The organism is Bosea sp. AS-1, from assembly GCF_002220095.1.
Taxonomy (GTDB): domain Bacteria; phylum Pseudomonadota; class Alphaproteobacteria; order Rhizobiales; family Beijerinckiaceae; genus Allobosea.
The window spans coordinates 4,878,236-4,898,467 of sequence record NZ_CP022372.1; the positions used below are offsets into that span (position 1 = coordinate 4,878,236).

Here is a 20,232-nt window from a genome sequence, read left to right on the forward strand (position 1 = left end):
GAGAGAGCATCGATGACGACACTCAGGTTCGGTCTGGCACTCGGTTGCGGCGCGCTGGCTTTGTCCATCGCATCCGCACAGGCGCAGGAGCCGATCAAGATCGGCGTGGTCAGCGTGCTGACCGGCCCGGCCGCCTCGTTGGGGCAACAGGTCCGCGACGGCTTCCAGCTCGCGGTCGACAAGAACGGCGGCAAGCTCGGCGGCGTGCCGGTCAAGATCACGGTGATCGACGATGAGCTGAAGCCCGATGTCGCGGTCGACCGCGTGCGCAGCTTCGTCGAAAGTGAAAAGCCGACCTTCGTCGTCGGCCCGGTCTTCTCGAACATCCTCGGCGCAATCGCCAAACCCGTGCTCGATTCCGGCGCCTTCCTGATCAGCCCGAATGCCGGCCCGTCGACCATGGCTGGCAAGGCTTGCAACAAGAATTTCTTCGTCACCTCCTATCAGAACGATCAGGTGCATGAAGTCCTCGGCAAATATGCGCAGGACCAGAAATACAAGACCGCCTACATCATCGCGCCGAACTACCAGGCGGGTAAGGACTCGCTCGCCGGCTTCAAGCGTTACTTCAAGGGCGAGATCGTCGACGAGGTCTATGCACCGCTGAACGCGATGGACTTCTCGGCCGACCTCGCCAAGATCGCCTCGACGAAGCCAGACGTCGTCTTCGCCTTCCTGCCCGGCGGCCTCGGCGTCAATTTCGTCAAGCAGTGGTCGCAGGCCGGCCTGCAGGGCAAGATCCCGTTCCTTTCCGCCTTCACGGTCGATGAATCGACCCTGCCGGCCCAGCAGGACGCCGCTGTCGGCCTCTATGGCGGCATGACCTGGGCGCCCAACATGGACAATCCGCAGACGAAGGACTTCGTCAAAGCCTACGAGGCGGCCTACAAGATCGTGCCCGGCTCCTACGCCCAGCAGGCTTATGACGCGGCGATGTTGATCGATTCCGCCGTAAAGGCGGCAGGCGGCGCCGGTAATGCCGACAAGCTGCGCGAGGCGATCAAGAAAGCCGATTTCACCTCGCTGCGCGGCAAGTTCAAGTTCAACACCAACGGCTACCCGATCCAGGACTTCTACCTCGTCAAGGTCGCCAAGCGCGCAGACGGCAAGTTCCAGACCGAAATCGCCGAGAAAGTGTTCAGCGACTACGCCGATCCGCACGCCAAGGATTGTGCGCTGAAGTGACGCGAAGCGTCATCCTCGGGCGAAGCAGCGCTTCGGCCCGAGGATTTCGTCGTGGACAGCCGCTCGGGCCCGGCCCGGGCAGGACGTCCCGCGCCCGGCCCTGACGTTAGGACCGACCATGACCCTGAGCCTCCTGATCGTCCAGCTCCTGAACGGGCTTCAGTTCGGCGTCCTGCTGTTCCTGGTCGCGGCCGGGCTGACGCTGGTCTTCGGCGTGATGGACTTCATCAATCTGGCCCACGGCGTCCAGTATATGCTGGGCGCCTATCTCGCCGTGACCTTCGTCAGCCTGACGGGCTCCTTCCTGCTGGGGCTCGCGCTGGCGCTCGCCGCTGCGCTGCTGCTTGGCCTCGCCTTCGAGTTCCTGGTCTTCCGCCACCTTTACGAGCGCGATCATCTCGACCAGGTGCTGGCAACCTTCGGACTGATCCTGCTCCTCAACCAGGCGGTGAAGATGATCTGGGGCGCTGCGCCGCTCTCGGTGCCGGTGCCCGAATTCCTCTCCGGCAATGTCCGGTTGATGGACGGCATCCTCTACCCCGTCTACCGCTTCGCCCTGATCGCGGCGGGCCTGGGCGTCGGCGCGCTGCTCTGGTTCGTGGTCGAGAAGACTCGCACCGGCATGCTGCTCCGGGCCGGAGCCTCGAATGCGCCGATGGTCTCGGCGCTCGGCGTCGACATCCGCAAGCTGTTCATGATCGTCTTCGCCTTCGGCACCATGCTCGCCGGCTTTGCCGGGGCGATGGCGGCGCCGATCCTTTCGGTCGAACCCGGAATGGGTGACACCGTGCTGATCCTCGCCTTCGTCGTCATCGTCGTTGGCGGCATCGGCTCGATCCGCGGCGCCTTCGTCGGCGCGCTGATCGTCGGGCTCGTCGACACGCTCGGCCGCTCCTTCATGAACGACCTGCTCCGCCTGTTCATGGGACCGGCCTCGGCGCGCGCCACCGGTGCCGCCTTGTCCTCGATGCTGATCTATCTGGTCATGGCGGCCGTGCTGTTCGTCCGACCCGAAGGGCTGCTGCCGGCCAAGGGGCGCTCGTGAGCATGGCCAGCGCTCCGCCGCATGGCGCAGCAACTGCTGCGCGACCGGCTTCTCCGATCGTGCGCCGGCTCGCACCACTCGTCATCTTCGCCCTGCTCGCCCTATTGCCGATCGCCGCCACGCTCGGCCTGCCCGCGCATTGGCTGACGCTGGTGACGCGGGCGATGATCTTCGCGATCGCGGCGCTCTCGCTCGATCTGATCCTCGGCATCGGCGGGCTGATCTCCTTCGGCCATGCCGCCTTCATCGGCATCGGCGCCTATGGCGCCGGCATCCTGATTGCCGAGGGCCAGACCGAGCTGCTGGTGGCGCTGCCGGTCATCCTTCTCGCCTGCGCCATCTTCGCGACCGTCACCGGCTATGTCTCGCTGCGCACGCGCGGCGTCGCCTTCATCATGATCACGCTGGCTTTCGGGCAGATGGCCTTCTACTTCGCGCAGGCGCTCTCGGCCTATGGCGGCGACGACGGTCTGACGCTCTACGAAAAGAGTACGCTGCTCGGACATGACATCTTCGGCAACCGCACCGGCTTCTATTATATCGCGCTCGGCACGTTGGCGGCCTGCTACGCGCTGGCGCGGCGGCTCGTGGCGTCGCGCTTCGGCCGCGTGCTGCGGGCGGCGCGGGAAAATGCCGTGCGCGTCACCGTCACCGGCTATGACGTCAACCATGTCCGGCTCGGTGCCTATGTGATCAGCGGGATGATGGCGGGGCTCGCCGGCTTCCTGCTCGCCAACCAGACCGATTTCGTCAGCCCGGCCTATATGTCGTGGCCACGCTCGGGCGAGCTGATCTTCATGGTCGTGCTCGGCGGCGTCGGCTCGCTTTATGGTGCGATTCTCGGCGCCCTCGCCTTCCTCGTGACCGAGGACGTGCTCTCCAGCCTGACACAGAACTGGAAGGTCATCTTCGGCCCGCTGATCGTGCTCTTCGTGCTGTTCACCCATGGCGGCATCGCGGGCCTCCTCGCCAAGCTCAGGGGCGGCCGCAATGGCTGAGCCAGCGCTCGCACTGAAAGGGCTCGCCAAGGCGTTCGGCGCGCTCAAGGTCACGAACGGAGTCGACCTCACCGTCGCTCCCGGCGAACTCCACGCGCTGATCGGCCCAAATGGGGCCGGCAAGACCACTCTGGTCCACCAGATATCCGGGACGCTCCGGCCGGATTCCGGCACGATCCTGTTCAGCGGCCAGGACATCACCCGTCTGTCGCCGCAAGCGCGGGCACGGGCCGGGCTCGCCCGTACCTTCCAGATCACCTCGACCATCGCCTCGCTCTCGGTGCTGGAGAACGTCGCGCTCGGCGTGCAGGCGAGAAGCCCCCGCCCACTGTCTCTGTTCCGCGACGCGGCGCATGACGAAGCGCTGAACGCTCCCGCCTGGGAAGCGCTGGAAGCGGTTGGCCTCGCTGAGCGCGCCCATGCGCCCGCAGGCAGCCTCTCGCATGGCGAGAAGCGCGCCCTTGAAATCGCGATGGCGCTGACGCTGCAACCCAAGCTCATCCTGCTCGACGAGCCGCTGGCCGGCGTCGGGCACGAGGAGGGCGAGCGCCTGATCGCGCTGTTGAACAGCCTCAAGGGCCGCTTCGCCATGCTCCTGGTCGAGCACGACATGAGCGCCGTCTTCGCGCTCGCCGACCGCGTCACCGTGCTGGTCTATGGCGGTGTCATCGCCTCGGGCGAGCCGGCGGCGGTGCGGGCCGATCCGGCCGTGCGGCAGGCCTATCTCGGCGAGGAGGGCTAGCGGTGCTCAGCGTCGAAGGGCTCGATGCCGGATACGGCGAGGCGCAGATCCTGTTCGGGGTCGATCTCACTGTGGGCGAAGGCGAGGTCGTGACCCTGCTCGGCCGCAACGGCATGGGCAAGACCACGACGGTGCGCTCGATCATGGGGCTCCTGCCTGCAAAGGCCGGCAAGATCGCCTTCGGCGGGCGCGACCTGACAGGTGCCGCGCCCTTCCGCATCGCCCAGGCCGGGATCGGGCTCGTGCCGGAGGGGCGCCAGATCTTTCCGACGCTCTCGGTCGAGGAAAACCTGATCGCAACTGCGGCGGATCGCTCCGGCAAGAAGCGCTGGAACCTGGAGCGGATCTACGCTTTCTTTCCACGCCTGAAGGAAAGACGGGAAAATCGCGGCAATCAGCTTTCCGGCGGCGAGCAGCAGATGCTGGCGATTGGCCGGGCGCTGATGACCAACCCGAAGCTGATCATCCTCGACGAGGCAACCGAGGGGCTCGCCCCCCTGATCCGCGAGGAAATCTGGGCCTGCCTGACGGCGCTGAAGGCAGAGGGCGAATCCATCCTCGTCATAGACAAGAATGTCGACGCCCTGGTTCGGATCGCCGACCGACATATCGTACTGGAGAAGGGACGTGTCGTCTGGCGCGGTTCCAGCGCGGAGCTGCGCAGCGACAGTGCCGTGAAGGACCGGTTTCTCCACTTCTAGCAGACCATGCCACCGCCACCGGCCCGCAGGCCGGCAGATGAGGAGAGCAAGACCATGAACCCGCTGACTGCCGGCGTGACGCGCGCCAATGAAGGCCTCGACGGCATTTCCTGGAACATCCTCGGCCAGACCTATGTGCCGAAGACGCTGACCGAGGAGAGCTTCTCCTGGCATGCGACCTTCCCGCCCGGCACCTTCGTGCCGCCGCATATCCACACGACGCAGGACGAGTTCATCTACATGCTGGAGGGGCGGCTCGACCTCCTGCTCGACGGCAAGGAAAGCTTCGCCACCGCGGGCGACCTGATCAAGCTGCCGCGCAATGTCCCGCACGGCCTGTTCAACAAGAGCGACGCGACAGTGAAATGCCTGTTCTGGGTCTCGCCGACGGCACGGCTCTACGACCTGTTCTGGGGCATCCACTCCATGGCCGAGCAGAAGCCGGCCGATGTCGTTGCGCTCTCGGCCAAGCATGAGGTCGACTTCCTGCCGCCCCCGCCGGACGCGGGTTGAAGCAGGGAGAATTCTGTAAGGAACCGGGCCGTCATCGCGGGCTTGACCCGGGATTCATGCCGGAGCGCTGCCGGGCAAGGTTCAGGCATGGATCCCGGATCTCCGTTTCGCTGCGTCCGGGATGACTCGCGCTTTCTGGAAACGCAGTCGTAGCGCTAAGTCTTCCGCGCGAGCTGCTCAGCCGAGAAGCCCGCCTTGCCGGCATAGCCCTTGACGATCTGCTCGCGCCTGGCGTGGTCGAGCACCTCGTCGACGTCGTCGAAGCCTTGCGGGGCCAACTCTTCCACAGCATCGATGACCCGCTCGGGGCCGCCGACCCGGTTCATCGCCACCACCTCCGCCGTCGCCGGCAGGCGCTCGGCCTCATAGGCCGCGAGCGCCTGGCGCGGATGCTCGGCCTTCGCCAACCAGTCGGCGAGGCAGCGCGCATCGAGGATCGCCTGTGAGGCACCGTTAGAACCGACCGGATACATCGGGTGTGCCGCATCCCCGAGCAGCGTGACGCGGCCATGGGTCCAGCACGGCAGCGGATCGCGGTCGCACATCGGATACTCCCAGAAGGCGGAGGTCGCACGGACCAGCCCGAGGATATCGACGCCCGGAACGCTGAAGCGGCGCGCGAAGGGCAACACGTCTTCCAGGCGGCCCGGCTTCGACCAGGCCTCCTTCGGCGGCGGCTTTTCCGGGTCGCCTGCGCGGATATTGACGACCCAGTTGGTCAGGCGCGTCTGCGGCGTCGCTCCCTGGCCGATCGGGTAGAGCACCAGCTTGCCGGCCATGCCACCGGCGATGATCATGCTCTCACCGTCGAGGAAGACCGGCCAATCGCAGGCCCCGCGCCACATCTGGACGCCCTGCCAGCGCGGCGGCCCCTGATGGGGGAAATAGAAGGAGCGAACGGCCGAGTGGATGCCGTCGGCGCCCACCAGGATGTCGCCGCGCGCCGTTTCGCCAGCCTCGCCGAAGCGCGCATCGCCAAAGTGAGCCGTGACGCCGCCTTCGTCCTGCAGGAAGCCGAGCAGGCGGCGGCCGGTGCGGACAGCATCCCTGCCCAGGCGCTCCCTCACCGCATCGCAGATCACGCGCTGCAACCGACCGCGATGGATCGAGAATTGCGGCACCGGCGCGCCCGCATGCAGGCCTCGCAACTCGCGCCAGACCGCCTGGCCGAAGCGATTCATGTAGATCAACTCGCGCGTGCGGATGCCAACTTCGTCGAGGGCCGGCAGCAAGCCGAGATCGGCGAGTTCGCGGATCGCATGCGGCAACGTGTTGATCCCGACGCCGACCTCACGGATCTCGCTGGCCTGCTCGTAGACCGTCGCGCCGATACCCCGCGCATGGAGCATCAGCGCCAAGGTCAACCCGCCGATACCGCCGCCGACGATGATCACCCGCATGCGTCCGTTCCCTCGAATGCGCCCGCTCACCGGGTCTGATATTTTAAGTTTGAAATATCTCTTTTCGCTTTGTCAATCACGCGAGAAATGGCGGGCCCCGATGAGCCACGCTGAAGCCGAGCTCCGCAAAGACGCGACATCCGGTGTCTGAGCGTGAGACGTTCTGCAACCGGCCGAGCCCGGTTTTCAGCGCCGATACCGGAACAATGCCCCGGCATGGCGGCGTTGTTTTCATCGAGCTGTCACGTCTGCCCCGGATAAAGCCGGGCTGGCCGAAGGATGGCTCGGGCCGCGCTCCAGCGGCCCACTGGCCTCCCTCTCGGACTCGCATGCCGGGTCGTTTCAATCTGCCACGCCTGAGAAGTTGAGATCATGTCGCCCGACCACATGGACCGAATCAAGGACGAGATCATCGACAGCTTCGACGAGGAGCTAGAACTGCAGCTCGAGGATGACCGCCTCGATGAGCTGGTTACGGAAGGGCTGGAAGATCCGGACGGCAGGACGCTCGATCGCAGGATCTATTTCCGCGAGCTCTTCCGGCTGCAGCACGAGCTCGTGCGCCTGCAGGACTGGGTCCAGCACAAGAAGCTCAAGGTCGTCGTGCTGTTCGAGGGGCGCGATTCCGCCGGCAAGGGCGGCGCCATCAAGCGCGTCACCCAGCGGCTCAATCCCCGCGTCTGCCGCGTCGTCGCCCTCCCCGCCCCGACAGAGCGCGAGCGCAACCAGTGGTATTTCCAGCGCTATGTCCCGCATCTGCCAACAGCGGGCGAAATGGTGCTGTTCGATCGCTCCTGGTACAACCGCGCCGGCGTCGAGCGCGTGATGGGCTTCTGCACGCCCGACGAGCTCGAGGAGTTCTTCCGCTCGGTTCCCGATTTCGAGCACATGCTCGTGCGCTCGGGCATCATCCTGATCAAGTACTGGTTCTCGATCACCGACGAGGAGCAGGAATTCCGCTTCCGGATGCGCATCGAGGATCCGCTGAAGCAGTGGAAGCTCTCGCCGATGGACCTCGAAAGCCGCGTGCACTGGGAAGCCTATACCCAGGCCAAGGAAGAGATGCTGGAGCGCACCCACACCGCGCATGCGCCTTGGTGGGTCGTGCAGGCGGTCGACAAGAAGCGGGCGCGCCTCAACATGATCGCGCATCTGCTCGGCCAGATTCCTTACGAAAACGTACCGAAACCGGAAATCGTCCTGCCCGCACGCGTGCGGAACCCCGACTATCTGCGCCATCCGGTGCCGCCGGAGATGTATGTGCCGGAAGCCTATTGAGGAACGGTGCGCGCTCTGACAGTTGCCGATCGAACGGAAGCGGGAATAGCCTGCTTCCATCGACAGCGTCGTCCCGGACCTGATCCTGGATCCATGCCGGATTGGTTCCGGCATGGATGCTCCGTGTTCCAGCCTCTCTATCTTTTCGGGAAGGTCAGCGGCGAGTAGTCCGTGACCGGCCGCTTCGCCCAATCGTTCTGCGGAGCGGCCGCCTCGGTCCGCTTCTGCCCTTCATGCAGGCGCCGCGCGGCTGCGGGGTAATCCATCGTCAGGACGGTCCCGTCCTGCACGACCAGCCGGCCGTCGACATAGACGCGATCGACGGCTCGCTCGGCCGCGGCATAGACCAGGCTGCGGACGGGATCGCGATGCGGCTGCATCATCGGATGGTCGAGGTCGATGAGGACGAGGTCTGCCTTCGTGCCCGCCTCCAGGCGGCCGATGTCGTTGCGGCCGAGCGCTGCGGCGCCGGCCGTGGTTGCCGCCTCGAACAGATCGGTCGTGGTCAGGGTGCGCGGGCTTTCCGCCATCAGCCGGGCGACATAGCCGGCATGGCGCATCTCCTCGAGCATGTTGTGCGGATAAGTGTCGGTGCCGAGCCCGATCCTCACGCCCGCGCGGCGGTAGCGCCCGAAATCGTCGAGCGCGATGCCGCGGCGCATGAACACCGTCGGACAATGCGCGACACGCGTGCCGGTTTCGGCGAGCAAAGCGAGATCGCGCCGGCTGTGCCAGGCGACGCGCGGATAATCGTCGAGGAAAATGGCGTGGCCGATGATGCTCGTGTCTCCCAGCACGCCGAGCTGTTCGAGCCACTGGATCGGCGAAACGCCGTGCCGGCGCGTGATCTCGTGAAATTCGACCGTCGACTGGGCGGCATGGATCTGCCAGGGCAGTTTGCGGCGCTTCGCTTCGGCGTGGCTGTCCTTGATGAGCCCTTCGCTGCAGGTGTCGATCTGCGCCGGACAGACCATGCCGAAGAGGCGCTCGGAGGGATGCCTGTCCGCCTGCTCGATCAGGTCGAGCGCCTGGGCCATCGCCGCCTGCCCGGCCTTCTCGTCCCATTCGTATTCGACGACATGGCCGTTCTTGGTGTACCAGCGGGCCGAGCGGAACATCGGCGAGACGCAGACGCGTAGGCCGCTGTTCGCGGCGAGATCGAGCCAGGCCGGATGGGCAACGGACAGGTCGGCGACCGTGGTGACGCCCGACAGCAGCAGCTCCGAATAGGCGACCTGGACGCAGTCCGGCACGGCTTCGGCGTCCGGCCGCAGGATCGGCATGAATTCATAGAGCGAGGAGTTGTAGAGGGCAGGCGAGCCGAGCTCGTCGAGGAAGCCCTTGTTCAGCGGCTCGCTCGACGGGTGCGAGTGGATGTTGACGAGGCCGGGCATGACCATGCGCCCGCGCCCGTCGACGGTCTCGTCCGCCTGGCCTTCATAGCGCTTGCCGACGAAGCGGATCGTGCCGTCCTCGAAGGCGACGTCGGCCCCATACAGGTAGACATGGCGGGAGGCTTCCGCGTCCCAGGCGACGACGACGTCGGCATTCTTGATGACCGTGACCGTCATGATGTTCCCTTCCTCCCCATAGGCATGGCAAGGCGCCGCGCAGCCCGGGCCGCGCGGCGCCTGATCGTTCAGCGCTTCAGCTTGATGTCGAGGCCCTTGTAGAGGCCGGCGCCGTAGATTCCGTGGGCGCGAACGCCCTCGAGGCGATCGCCGGCCACGACCCAGAGCGGCTGCGAGACCAGCGGCACCCAGACATTCGCGTCGGTGAGCTGCATCTGGACGGCGCTGATCGCGTCCTTGCGCGCCTTGTCGTCGACGGCGGTCGCGGCTGCCTTCAGCAGTTCGTCGGTCTTCGGATCCTTCCAGTTCATCCGGTTCGGCGTCGGCACCTGGCGGCTGGCGAAATAGAGGTTCAGGGCCTCCGTCGCCGTGACATAGGGGTAGGACATGTAGAAGGCGTCGAACTCCTGCGTCGCGAGCTTGCCCCAGGCGACGGTCGCATCCCAGAGCTGGATCTTCATGTCGATGCCGACCTTGCGCAGATCCGCCTGCATCGCCTCGGAAATGCGCGGATTCACGTCGTTGCGGATACCGTAGACGGTGAAGGTCGCCTTCTTGCCATCCTTCTCGCGGATGCCGTCGGAGCCCGGCTTCCAGCCCGCCGCCTCCAGCACCTTTATGGCGCCGGCGGGGTCGTGCTTCGGCATCGCCGCCGCCGAAGCCTTGTCGTAGTCGAGGACGGCGGGATTGAGCAGCGACGGCAGGACCTGGCCCTTGCCGAAGAAGATCGCCTTGGCGATAGCCTGCTTGTCGACGGCCATGTTGACCGCCTCGCGGATGGCCTTGTCGCTCGAAACGGGCTTGTCGATCTTGAAGCCCATGAAGACGTCGTAGATGTAATTTTCCTGCCGGAGCACCTGCATGCCCGGGATGCGCTGCATGGTGTCGAGCGCGATATAGGGCATGTAGTAGGTCACGTCGGCTTGCTTGGCCTGAATCGCAGCCATCAGCGTGTTCGATTCTGGAATGATCTTCCAGACGATCTCGTCGATCTGCGGCTTCGGATCCTTGTAGATCGGCGGCCCCCAGCTGTAATAGGGGTTCTTCTTCATCACCAGTTCCTGGCGCGGCGTCCACTTCACCCAGCAATAGGGTCCGGTCGCGTTGAAGCCCTGCACGCCGAAATTCGCACCAAGCTTCTCGACCGTGTTCTTGTCGACCACCGAGGCGAAGGACAAGGCGAGCTGGAAGAGCAGGTCGCTATAGGGTTCCTTCAGCTCGTAGATCAGCGTGGAATCGCCGTCGGCGCGGATATCCTTGACCGGGCCGGCGCGGAAGGAGACCGGCGACTTGCTGGCCGGGTCGATCCAGCGCTTCAGCGAATAGACCACGTCGTCAACGGTCATCGGGCGGCCGTCGCAGAACTTCACGTCCTTGCGCAGCTTGAAGCTGTAGGTCTTGCCGTCCGGCGAAACCGTCCAGGATTCGGCGAGGCCGGGCTTGATCGTCTTCATGTCGAAGTCGACCGTCACCAACGTGTCGGCCAGCATGTACATCGCCTCGGCAGCGGAGGTCGAGGTCGAGCGGATCGGATCGTAATTGTCGGCGTCGATGATGCGCAGGATCGAGAGCGGCGCCTTTTGCTGCGCGACAGCGGGCGCAGCGGCGAGCGTCACGGCCGCGCCGGCGAGAAGCAAGGTCGAGAGTTTCAGCATCGATCGGTTCCCCTTTTTTGATGGTGGTCGAAAGTCACTTGCGCAGCTTGGGATCGAGCGCATCGCGCAGCGCATCGCCGAGGACGTTGAAGGCCAGCACCACCGCGAAGATCACCAGGCTCGGCAGGACCGAGACATGCGGCGCGAAGAACAGGAAGTTACGCCCATCCGCTGCCATCGAGCCGAGTTCAGCGGTCGGCGGCTGCGCGCCCAGGCCCAGGAAGGACAGGGCAGCGCCGAGCAGGATCACCTGGCCGAAGCGTAGCGTGATGAATACGAACATCGCCGAAAGGCAGTTCGGCAGCACATAGCGCAGGATGATGCGCAGATCGGTCAGGCCGAGCGAGCGGGCCGCCTCGATATAGCCCTGCTGCAGCACCACCAGCGCCGAGCCACGTACGACGCGCGCCATCAGCGGCACGGTCGCGATCGCCAGCGCGATGATGACGGCGAGCAGGCCCGGCCCGAAGATCGCCGCGATGGCGAGACCGAACAGGATGGCCGGAAAGGAGAGCAGAATATCCATCAGCCGCATCAGGATGCCGGATGCCTTCGGATAATAGGCCGCGGCGAAGCCGATGATGCCGCCGATCACGCAGCCGAAGGCCACGGAAGCGAGCCCCATCAGCAGCGTCGTCCTGAGGCCGAAGAGCAGACGGGTGATCATGTCACGCCCCTGCCCATCGGTGCCGAGCAGGCCGGCCTCGCCCGGCGCCTTCAGCGTGTTGGCGAGGTCGTTGCCATACGGGTCGGTCGGGGCGAGCCAGGGTGCGAACACCGCACCGAGCACGGCAAGGATGACGAGGGCGAGCGCAATGCAGGCACCGACATCGGAGAGGAGCATCCTCAGAATGGACGTCCGGCGGACCGGTACCGCTGCGACGGTCGACAGCGCGGCGTCAACCGCCTTTGGAGTCCTGGAAAGAGGATCGGTGGCGGAACTCATCACGCGCCCCTCACTCTGGGGTCGAGCACGGCATAGAGCACGTCCACGGTGAGATTGATCAGGATGAACCCCAGCGAGAGCACGATGATGGTGCCCTGCGCCATCGGCAGGTCGCTCGACAGGATGGCGCCGACGGCGAGCCGGCCGATGCCGGGCCAAGAGAACACTGTTTCCGTGACGACCGCCCCACCGAGCAGGAAGCCGATCTGCAGGCCGATCAGGGTGACGACCGGCACGAGCGCGTTGCGCAGCGTGTGCCGCAGCACCACGGTGCTTTCGCCAAGCCCCTTGGCGCGAGCGGTGCGGACATGGTCGGCGCCGAGCTCGTCAAGCACCGAGGTGCGCGTCATGCGGGCCACGGGGCCGACGAAGACGCCGCCAAGCGTGAGCGCCGGCAGGATGATCCCTTGCAGGCCCTCCCAGGTCCAGAGCGGGCCGGTGCGGCCGGTGAAGGGCAGGATCGGATATTTGAAGCCGAAGAGCCAGATCAGCCCGAGGCCCAGGAAGAAGACCGGCAGCGAGACGCCGCCGACCGAGACCGCCATGATCGCGCGGTCCATCAGCGAGCCACGGTAATAGGCGCCGACGGTGCCGAGCAGCATGCCGAGCGGGATCGCCCAGATCAGCGAGGCGACCATCAGCTCGAGCGTCGGGCCGATGGTATTGCCGAGCTCCTGCGTCACCGGAACGTTATTGATGATCGAGACGCCGAGATCACCCTGGGCCAGGCGGCCGATATAGATGAAGAACTGTTTCCAGAGAGGCTGATTGAGCCCGAGTTCCTCGCGGATCGCCTGCACGACGTCCTGCGTCGCGGTGGGGCCGGCGCGCACCTGGGCCGGGTCCGTCGGCACCACCTGCATCAGCAGGAAGCCGATCAGCAGAACGCCGAACAGGACCGGCAGGACCAGCAGCAGCCTTTGCAGCGTATGTCGCAGCATGCGGAGCTTCCTGAACCTATTGCGCGGCTGCGGCGAGCTGGCCGTGCCGGTCGAAGACGACCTCGCCGCCAAGCAGGGTCAGGTCACAGCGGACGTCGTTCTCGACCTCTTCGACCGGAACCGAGAAGATGTCCCGAGAGAGCACCGCGATATCCGCGAGCTGACCCGGGACGAGCCGCCCGAGCTTGTCCTCGGCAAACTGCGTATAGGCGCCGAGCAAGGTATAGGCGTGCACGGCCTCCTCCATGCTCAGCCGCTCGGCGCCGCCGATCTCGGTGTGGCGCTTGGTCTGTCGCGTGACCATGGTGAAGAGGTTCTTGAACGGATCAGTGGCGCAGACCGGCGCATCCGAGCTCGCCGCCGCATGTAGCCCGGCATCGAGCCATTTGCGCATCGGATAGGAGGCGCCGGCGCGCTGCTCGCCGAGATTGATCACATAGAGATCGCCGAACTCGTAGATGAAGGCCGGCTGCGGCACGGGGTCGATGCCGGCGGCGGCCATGCGAGCCAGCTGGCCGTCAGTGAGGAAGCCGCAATGCTCGATGCGATGGCGGCGGCCGTGGATCGGATGCTCGCGACTGTCGGCCTTCTCAATGCCGGAGAGCACCTGCTCGATCGCCGCGTCGCCGATGGCGTGAATCGCGAGCTGGTAGCCCAGCTCGTGATAGTGCCTGAGATAGCGGTGCATGTCGGCGTCGGAATAGATGAAGATGCCGCGATTGTCGGGATCCCCGACGAGATAGGGCTCGCTCATCGCCGCCGTCAGGCCGCCGGCGCTGCCGTCGCCGAAGACCTTCATGGCGCCGTAGCGCAGCAGGCCGGTCTCGCGGCCGAAGCGGTAGCCGGCAGCGTGGGCCTCGTCGCCGATGCCGTCGGCATTGCCGTAGATGCAGACCCAGGTGCGGACCGGCAGAGTGCCGGCGCGCGCGACCTCCTCATAGGCTTCGATCTCGGCCATGCCCGCGCCCATGCCAACGCCGGCATCCATCACGCTGGTGAAGCCCTGGGATAGCATGTAGTGCCCGGCCTTCTCGATCGCCGCCTTGAGCTCGGTGATGCTCGGTCGCGGCATCGCCTCGACGATCAGCCGCATGGCGCTCTCCGCCAGCAGGCCGGTGAGTTTGTTGTCGCGCCGCTCGATCAGGCCGCCCGCTGGGCTCGGCGTGTTGTGACCGATGCCGGCCGCGGTCATCGCCCGGCTGTTGACGACGCCGACATGGCCGCAGGTACGCTTGATATAGACCGGATTGTCCGGCGCAGCGCGGTCCAGCTCGTCGGCGGTCGGATGGCGCCCCTCTGCGAGCTCGTTGTGGTCGTAACCGCGACCGATCACCCATTCGCCGGGCTTCTTCCCCTTGGCCTCAGCCGCAACGCGGCGCAGGACCTCGCCGATGCTGTTGACGCCTTCCTCGGGGCGCAGATTGACCTCTCCCATGGCGAGACCAAGTGGGAGCAGATGCATATGGGCGTCGTTGAGGCCCGGGATCGCAACCCGACCGGCGAGATCCACCACTTTCGTGCCCAGTCCCTGCAAGGCAGAGACCTCGGCGGCGGTACCCGCAGCCAGAACCTTTCCATCCGCGATCGCCAGCGCCTCGGCGAAACCTTCCGTCAGACCGCAAAAGATACGACCGTTCAGCAATACGGTATCGGCTTGTGTCATGACGCGCGCTGGACCCCTATGTTCAAGGCGAATTCTTGCGGGAATCAGAACAGAGCGGCCAATTTCGGCAAACAGCGATCAATGTACGCAAAGACAAACCTGTCACGCACAGCCCCATCGGAAGAAATGGGGCATTTTGATCTGAACGGTCGACCCTGCTCGCGAAAATTATTCCACCTCGCCTGTTCCCCGCATCGTGATATTCTTGTTGGCTTTGTGGTAGCATTGCTCAGAATATTGAGCGGCGCAAGAGGCGCCGACCGGCGTCCACCGCATGGCGCGCAGGGCTCGCACAGACGGCCGGGACGGGGGAGGAAAGATAAAGATGGGTTTTGATGTCGGGGGCAGATTGCGCGAAATCAGATTGGCCGCCGGGCTTTCCCAGCGCGAACTCGCCGCACGCTCAGGCGTGACTCACAGCCTGATCTCGCTGATCGAGCAGAACCGAAACAGTCCTTCCGTCGCCTCGCTCCGCAAGATTCTCGATGGCGTCCCGATGAGCATGGTCAATTTTTTCGACGAAGCACGGACCCCGCGCGACCGGGTATTCTTCGATGCCGGCGACCTGATCGACCTGACCTCGCGCCTGCATCAGGTCAATGGCGGCGAAAGCCGGGGCAACATGTCGTTCCGACAGGTCGGGGACGCCCAGGCCCACAACCTCCAGATCCTGCACGAATCCTACGAGCCCGGCGCCGATACCGGTGCCGCCATGCTCAAGCACAACTCGCATGAGGGCGGCGTCGTGCTCTCCGGCGAACTCGAGGTCACTGTCGGCGATCAGATCAGGGTGCTGAGGCCCGGCGAGGCCTATCTTTTCGACAGCCGCGTACCGCACCGCTTCCGCAATATCGGCACGGAACGCTGCATCGTGGTCAGCGCCTGCACACCACCTTACCTCTAGACGCCACCCATTCGGCGGCCGGTTTCGGCCATCCGTTTATGCGCCGTTAACCCTGCCCATCTAGGTACGGAGGCTGGTTTAGTCAGTCGTAGTGTTCGCTGTCCCTATGTATAAACGCGACCGTCATCAGCGAGCCAACAGCTTCGCCTCGAGCGAGTATCACGCTCATCCCGCCGACGATTCTCAGGCTCCTTCGAGCCGGGCCGACAAGGCCGATTTCACGCCAAGCCGTGCTCCTGCCGGAGAGGCGGCGGCGCCGGTCTATGTCCGTTCCCCCCGCATGTCGGGCAAGGTGCGACAGACCCAGACGGGGCCGGAAAGTGATCGACAGAGCCCTCCCCTGCTGTTCAGCGGCGGCCATCCACCGGCCGTGACCCTGGCCGATTCGACGCGCGTCCGTTTCTGGCGCACGCCGAAGCACCTGATGAAGGAGATCTGGGGCTCGCCGGATGGGATCGAGCCCCTGCCCCTCGCCATCGAGGAAACGCATCCCGATCCTGCCGAGCTCGCTCCGTTCGCGGAGCCGGTTGAGCCGGTGGCACAGGAGTCTTGGACGCAGGAAGTCTGGCCGGAAGATGAAGAGGCGATCGCCGAAGCCGTACCGGCGCTGCCTGCAACCGCCGCAGAGCCGCGGCCAACGCCCTTCGCCTTTCTCTCGGATCACGCCTTCTGGGATCTCGTGCCCGAGATCGGCCGCGACGAGGGCGTAGCGGGCTCTCCCGCCACGAAGATCCCGGTAACGCAGGTTACTGTCGCGGATGACGACATCCTCGATGATGCGTCGTGGGAAGCGAACGAACCGGCCTTGCCAGTCGTCACGCCCCTTGCCGCCTCGGCTGGCGGCAACCCGGCCGGCAGCTCGCCCTGGCCGGGCTACACCGTGAATCTGCGCGTCTCTATGGCGCCGCAGCCGGTTGCGCAGCCGATCGGTGTCCCGCCGGCCGTCGCCCTAGCGCCGACGGAAGCGGCAGTGTCAGACGTCGATAGCACCGAGGATGAGCCGGCTGAGGTCGTTGCTCCGCCGGTGGTCCAGGCCGCCCCCGTCAAGAAGGCCTCCGCTCGTCGCCAGGAGCCGCAGGCGGGCTTCCAGCTCCCGCCGATCGAATTCCTGGCCGAGCCGCCGGAGGACCGCGCCGAGACCATGCCGGTCGAGGTGCTGCAGCAGAATGCCGGGCTGCTCGAAGGCGTGCTCGAAGACTTCAATATCCGCGGCGAAATCGTCCAGGCCTGCCCTGGTCCGGTCGTCACGCTCTACGAGCTCGAACCGGCCCCCGGCATCAAGAGCTCGCGGGTGATTTCGCTGGCGGACGACATCGCGCGTTCGATGAGCGCGGTGTCGGCGCGGGTCGCGGTGGTGCAGGGCAAGAACGCCATCGGCATCGAGCTGCCCAACAGCAAGCGCGAGACCGTCTTCCTGCGCGAGCTCCTCGCCAGCCAGGATTTCGAGGCGACCAAGCACAAGCTCGCCCTCTGCCTCGGCAAGACCATCGGCGGCGAGCCGGTGATCGCGGATCTGGCGCGTATGCCCCACCTGCTCGTGGCGGGCACCACCGGCTCGGGCAAGTCCGTCGCGATCAACACCATGATCCTGTCGATCCTCTACCGGCTCAAGCCGGAGCAGTGCCGCCTGATCATGGTCGATCCCAAGATGCTGGAGCTCTCCGTCTATGACGGCATCCCGCATCTGCTCACCCCCGTCGTCACCGATCCGAAGAAGGCGGTCGTCGCCCTGAAATGGGCGGTGCGCGAGATGGAGGAGCGCTACAAGAAGATGTCGAAGCTCTCGGTGCGCAACATCGACGGCTTCAACGCCAGGGTCGGCGAGGCCAAGGCCGCCGGCGAGATCATCACCCGCACGGTCCAGACAGGCTTCGACAAGCACAGCGGCGAGGCGATCTACGAGGAGGAGGTCATGGACCTCGAGCCTCTGCCCTATATCGTCGTCATCGTCGACGAGATGGCCGATCTGATGATGGTCGCCGGCAAGGAGATCGAGGGTACGATCCAGCGGCTCGCCCAGATGGCCCGTGCCGCCGGCATCCACGTCGTGCTGGCCACCCAAAGGCCCTCGGTCGACGTCATCACCGGCACGATCAAGGCGAACTTCCCGACCCGGATCTCCTTCCAGGTCACGAGCAAGATCGACTCGCGCACGATCCTCGGCGAGATGGGTGCCGAGCAGCTCTTGGGCCAGGGCGACATGCTCTACATGGCCGGCGGCGGCCGCATCACCCGCGTGCACGGCCCCTTCGTCTCGGACAACGAGGTCGAGAAGGTCGTCGCCCATCTCAAGACGCAAGGGCGGCCGCAATATCTCGATGCCGTCACCTCCGAGGAGGAGGAAGGCGAGGAGGGCGAGGACGGCGCCGTCTTCGACAAGACCGGCATGGGTTCCGTCGACTCCGACGACCCCTATGAGCAGGCCGTCGCTGTCGTGCTGCGCGACAAGAAGGCCTCGACCTCCTACATCCAGCGCCGCCTCCAGATCGGCTACAACCGCGCCGCATCCATCATGGAGCGCATGGAAAACGAGGGCATCGTCGGTCCCGCCAACCACGCAGGTAAACGCGAAATCCTCGTCGATGGCGGCCGCCCGCTCCCCGACGACGAGGATTGATCGGGCGCGCGCTGCCCGATCCCAAAGCGACGCCATGACGAAAAAGCCGGCCCATTGGGCCGGCTTTTCTCATGCTGCCTTTTCGAGGAAATCCTCGGCGAAGTGACAGGCGACAAGGCGCCCGTCGACCTCGCGCTTTTCCGGACGCTCGGCCCGGCAGCGATCCTTCACGAAGGGGCAGCGCGTCGAGAACACACAGCCCTTGGGCGGATTGAGCGGGGACGGCAGCTCGCCGCGCAGCACGATGCGCTCGCGCTTGGCCCCGCTGACCCGCGGCGTCGAAGCGAGCAGCGCCTGGGTATAGGGATGAAGCGGACGGGCGTAGATGCGCTCCTTCGGCCCATGCTCGATGGCATTGCCGAGATACATCACCAGCACGTCATGGGCGATGTGCCGGACCACGCTGAGATCATGCGAGATGAAGAGATAGGCGAGCTTCAGCTCGTCCTGCAAATCGGCCAGCAGGTTGAGCACCTGCGCCTGAATCGAGATGTCGAGCGCCGAGACCGGCTCGTCCGCCACCACGACCTTGGGCGAGAGGATCAGCGAGCGCGCGATCGCGATGCGCTGGCGCTGGCCGCCGGAGAACATGTGCGGATAGCGGGCGTAGTGCTCCGGCCTCAAACCTACCTTCGCCATGATGGCGCGGGCCTTCTCGGTCCGTTCGGCCTTGGAGAGCGTCGTGTTGATCTTGAGCGGCTCTTCCAGGATCGCGCCGATCTTCTTGCGCGGGTTGAGCGAACCGTAGGGGTTCTGGAAGACGAGCTGCACCGTGCGGCGCAGCCGCTTGCGCTCGGCCGCGGGCGGATGCACCGCGTCGAGCCCGTCAAGCGTCAGCGTCCCTGAAGTCGGCGTCTCGATCAGCGTCGCCATGCGCGCCAACGTCGATTTTCCGCAACCGGATTCACCGACGATGGCAAGGGTGCGCCCAGCCTCGACCGAGAAGGAGACCTTGTTCACGGCCTGCAACTGCGCCGGTGGCTGGAACAGGCCGCGCTTGACCGGATAGATCTGGGTGAGCTCGCGCGCTTCGATGACGGGGTTGCTCATCGCGTCGCCTCCGTCGTCAGGCCGGCCCCGTCGCGAGCGCGTTCGGCATCCCGGTTCGGATCGCCAAGCGGGTAATGGCAACGCACGCGCCCATCCATCCAGGGCCGCAGCTCCGGCTGGACGTTGCGGGAATGCTCGGTCGCATAGGCGCAGCGCGGGCTGAACAGGCAACCCTTCGGCCGGTCGTTGAGGCCTGGCACCATGCCGGGGATGGTGGCGAGCCGGGTCGCATCCTCGCTGCGCTCCGGCAAGGCGGCCAGCAACGCGGCGGAATAAGGGTGCTGCGGATCGGCGAAGAGCGCGCCGACCTTGCGCTCCTCCATGATCTGCCCGGCATACATCACCATGATCCGCTGCGCCGTCTCGGCGACGACGCCCATATTGTGGGTGATCAGCACCAGCGCCATGCCGCGCTCACGCTGTAGCGACATCAGCAGTTCGAGAATCTGCGCCTGGATGGTGACGTCGAGCGCGGTCGTCGGCTCGTCGGCGATCAGCAGGCGCGGGTTGCAGGCGATGGCCATCGCGATCATGACGCGCTGGTTCATGCCGCCCGAAAGCTGGTGCGGAAAGGCCGTGAGGCGGCTTTCCGGCGCCGGGATGCCGACCTGTTCGAGCAGTTCGATCGCCCGGCGCTTCGCAGCCTTGCGGTCCATGCCCTCGTGCTTGCGCAGCGTCTCGGCGAGCTGGAAGCCGATGGTGAAGCACGGGTTCAGGCTCGTGCTCGGCTCCTGGAAGATCATCGCCACGTCCTTGCCGGTGAGCTGGCGGCGCTCGCGGGCGGACATGGTGAGCAGGTCGCGGCCGTCGAAGCGCAGCTTGTCGGCGCGGACGCGGCCGGGATAACCGACGAGGCCCATCAGCGCGAGCATGGTGACGCTCTTGCCGGAGCCGGATTCGCCGACGACGCCGAGCACCTCGCCCTCGTCGAGGGTGAGGTCGATGCGGTCGACGGCGCGCAACGTTCCCTGCGAGGTGGGGAACTCGACGCTGAGGTTTTCGATCTCGAGCAGGGGCATGGGA

Annotated in this window: 17 protein-coding genes; 9 read left to right on the plus strand and 8 right to left on the minus strand. The window is 65.7% G+C overall.

Annotated features, from left to right (window positions below):
- The first annotated feature begins 12 nt into the window (after positions 1-12).
- The 6 genes from CE453_RS24870 (at position 13) to CE453_RS24895 (ending at position 5,184) form a co-directional block, all read left to right on the plus strand.
- On the plus strand, positions 13-1,185 hold the full coding sequence (locus CE453_RS24870; RefSeq protein WP_089177025.1) for an ABC transporter substrate-binding protein: 1,173 nt from the start codon (positions 13-15) through the stop codon (positions 1,183-1,185).
- Positions 1,186-1,309: 124 nt separating this feature from the next.
- Positions 1,310-2,230 carry a branched-chain amino acid ABC transporter permease gene (locus CE453_RS24875; protein ID WP_198302425.1) on the plus strand — a complete coding sequence of 307 codons (921 nt, stop codon included), beginning with the start codon at positions 1,310-1,312 and terminating at the stop codon, positions 2,228-2,230.
- Between the two features lie 2 nt (positions 2,231-2,232).
- Positions 2,233-3,228 carry a branched-chain amino acid ABC transporter permease gene (locus tag CE453_RS24880; protein ID WP_089177027.1) on the plus strand — a complete coding sequence of 332 codons (996 nt, stop codon included), beginning with the start codon at positions 2,233-2,235 and terminating at the stop codon, positions 3,226-3,228.
- Complete coding sequence (locus CE453_RS24885) at positions 3,221-3,970, plus strand: ABC transporter ATP-binding protein (protein ID WP_089177028.1); 750 nt, start codon at positions 3,221-3,223, stop codon at positions 3,968-3,970. Before CE453_RS24880 ends, CE453_RS24885 begins: the two co-directional genes overlap by 8 nt.
- Positions 3,971-3,972: 2 nt before the next feature.
- On the plus strand, positions 3,973-4,671 hold the full coding sequence (locus tag CE453_RS24890) for an ABC transporter ATP-binding protein (RefSeq protein WP_089177029.1): 699 nt from the start codon (positions 3,973-3,975) through the stop codon (positions 4,669-4,671).
- Between the two features lie 54 nt (positions 4,672-4,725).
- Positions 4,726-5,184, plus strand: coding sequence for a cupin domain-containing protein (locus CE453_RS24895; RefSeq protein WP_089177030.1), 459 nt, complete (start codon positions 4,726-4,728; stop codon positions 5,182-5,184).
- Positions 5,185-5,339: 155 nt separating this feature from the next.
- Here CE453_RS24895 and CE453_RS24900 read toward each other — a convergent pair whose 3' ends face one another.
- Complete coding sequence (locus CE453_RS24900; RefSeq protein WP_089177031.1) at positions 5,340-6,584, minus strand: flavin-dependent oxidoreductase; 1,245 nt, start codon at positions 6,582-6,584, stop codon at positions 5,340-5,342.
- A 558-nt stretch (positions 6,585-7,142) separates the two neighbouring features.
- Here CE453_RS24900 and ppk2 point away from each other — a divergent pair.
- Positions 7,143-7,862 carry a polyphosphate kinase 2 gene (gene ppk2, locus CE453_RS24905; protein ID WP_472841009.1) on the plus strand — a complete coding sequence of 240 codons (720 nt, stop codon included), beginning with the start codon at positions 7,143-7,145 and terminating at the stop codon, positions 7,860-7,862.
- Between the two features lie 137 nt (positions 7,863-7,999).
- Here ppk2 and CE453_RS24910 read toward each other — a convergent pair whose 3' ends face one another.
- From CE453_RS24910 to CE453_RS24930, 5 genes are all read right to left on the minus strand, one after another.
- Positions 8,000-9,433 carry an amidohydrolase family protein gene (locus CE453_RS24910; RefSeq protein ID WP_089177033.1) on the minus strand — a complete coding sequence of 478 codons (1,434 nt, stop codon included), beginning with the start codon at positions 9,431-9,433 and terminating at the stop codon, positions 8,000-8,002.
- A gap of 68 nt (positions 9,434-9,501) precedes the next feature.
- Positions 9,502-11,088 (minus strand): ABC transporter substrate-binding protein, encoded by a 1,587-nt coding sequence (locus CE453_RS24915; RefSeq protein ID WP_089177034.1) that lies wholly within the window; start codon positions 11,086-11,088, stop codon positions 9,502-9,504.
- 34 nt (positions 11,089-11,122) lie between these two features.
- Positions 11,123-11,932 (minus strand): ABC transporter permease, encoded by an 810-nt coding sequence (locus tag CE453_RS24920; protein WP_198302200.1) that lies wholly within the window; start codon positions 11,930-11,932, stop codon positions 11,123-11,125.
- A gap of 101 nt (positions 11,933-12,033) precedes the next feature.
- Entirely contained in the window at positions 12,034-12,975 is a 942-nt protein-coding gene (locus tag CE453_RS24925) for an ABC transporter permease (protein ID WP_089177036.1), read from the minus strand.
- A 16-nt stretch (positions 12,976-12,991) separates the two neighbouring features.
- Complete coding sequence (locus CE453_RS24930) at positions 12,992-14,638, minus strand: amidohydrolase (protein ID WP_089177037.1); 1,647 nt, start codon at positions 14,636-14,638, stop codon at positions 12,992-12,994.
- A gap of 325 nt (positions 14,639-14,963) precedes the next feature.
- On the opposite strand from CE453_RS24930, the gene CE453_RS24935 reads away from it, so the two are divergent.
- The gene (locus CE453_RS24935; RefSeq protein ID WP_089177038.1) at positions 14,964-15,542 is read left to right on the plus strand and encodes a cupin domain-containing protein; all 579 of its coding nucleotides are present in this window, start codon (positions 14,964-14,966) and stop codon (positions 15,540-15,542) included.
- Positions 15,543-15,648: 106 nt separating this feature from the next.
- Entirely contained in the window at positions 15,649-18,159 is a 2,511-nt protein-coding gene (locus tag CE453_RS24940; protein ID WP_248307875.1) for a DNA translocase FtsK, read from the plus strand.
- A gap of 69 nt (positions 18,160-18,228) precedes the next feature.
- Here the strand turns inward: CE453_RS24940 and CE453_RS24945 are convergent, their stop codons facing one another.
- Both CE453_RS24945 and CE453_RS24950 read right to left on the minus strand, forming a co-directional pair.
- Positions 18,229-19,209 carry a peptide ABC transporter ATP-binding protein gene (locus tag CE453_RS24945; protein WP_089177039.1) on the minus strand — a complete coding sequence of 327 codons (981 nt, stop codon included), beginning with the start codon at positions 19,207-19,209 and terminating at the stop codon, positions 18,229-18,231.
- On the minus strand, positions 19,206-20,228 hold the full coding sequence (locus tag CE453_RS24950; protein ID WP_089177040.1) for an ABC transporter ATP-binding protein: 1,023 nt from the start codon (positions 20,226-20,228) through the stop codon (positions 19,206-19,208). Before CE453_RS24950 ends, CE453_RS24945 begins: the two co-directional genes overlap by 4 nt.
- Positions 20,229-20,232: the final 4 nt, after the last annotated feature.